The organism is Amycolatopsis sp. NPDC059027 (genome assembly GCF_042739735.1).
Taxonomy (GTDB): Bacteria; Actinomycetota; Actinomycetes; order Mycobacteriales; family Pseudonocardiaceae; genus Amycolatopsis.
Map to the genome: position 1 here is coordinate 1 of NZ_JBHYIK010000179.1, position 1068 is coordinate 1068.

The following is a 1068-nucleotide window of genomic DNA, read 5'->3' on the forward strand; positions in this document are numbered from 1 at the left end:
GGTTCGGGTCAGTGGGTGGCTGGGGTGGTGGAGAAGATGCCGGATGCGCCGGGGAATAGGCGGGATTTTGTGAAGTCGGGGCGTCCGGGTTCGGGTGAGGGTGGTTCGGGTCAGTGGGTGGCTGCGGTGGTGGATAAGAAGCCGGATGCGCCGCATTATAAGCGGGATTTCGTCAAGTCGGATAGTTCCCATGTGGAGCCTTGGAAGGCGACGCAAGTGCCAGGTGACGCGGATGTGACCAAGCCGAGCTGACCACGGCGCCGGACAAGGCCGGTGATCTTGTCTTAATTTGTCGGTTCATGGATAGGCAGGTGAGTCATGGGTGTTTTTGATATACCGGATGATCCTTTTTGGGGGCCTATTTATGAGTCGATGATGTATGTGGCGACGGGTCAGCAGTTGCCGCAGGTGAAGCCGGGTGATATGTATGCGTTGCAGGCTCGGTTGGAGGAGCATGCGAATTCGTTGTTGAGTGCTGTGGCTGATGTTGATGGTCTTTCTTCTGGTGTTTTGAGTAATGTTAGTGGGGGTACCGCGCGGGCGTTCGCGGATCATGTTCGGGGGGTGGTGGATGGGGTTCCGGGGCAGGCGGCGATGGCTCGGTATACGGGTTTTCAGTCGGCGCAGTTGGGGGTGAATGGGGAGGAGTCTGTTTATGAGGGGTGGCTTGTTCTGTGGATTTTCGCGATGGATATTTTTATCGCGGTGGTGACGGGTGATGCGTTGGGTGTTCCTGGGTTGGTGGTGGCTGGGAATAGGGCGTTTACGAAGGTTGTGGAGGAGTCGGCGGTCCAGTCGAGGTTGCTCGCGGATACGTTGAAGGGTGTTTTTGATGTGGCGAAGACGAAGGTGCGGGATAAGTGGTGGCTTGCGCGTGAGGTGGTGCAGGAGGGTGCGGAGGAGACGGTGGAGACGGGGGCTCCGCAGGCGGTGACGAGTTTGGAGCATCATCGGCAGGGTGCGGATGTGCAGTCGTTGGTGGCGTCGGCGGTCGCGGGGATGGTGGCGGCGATGTTGGCGTCGGCGATGCATATGGCTGCGGGGAAGAACAAGTTTACGAAGGATTTT

Annotated in this window: 2 protein-coding genes; both read left to right on the forward strand. The window is 58.5% G+C overall.

What is annotated here, in order from left to right:
• On the forward strand, nt 1-252 hold a 252-nt coding region (locus ACFWY9_RS44970), incomplete at its 5' end, for a hypothetical protein (RefSeq protein ID WP_378341782.1).
• Nucleotides 253-318: 66 nt separating this feature from the next.
• Nucleotides 319-1068 (forward strand): hypothetical protein (locus tag ACFWY9_RS44975; protein WP_378341783.1); only part of this gene is annotated, 750 nt, incomplete at its 3' end.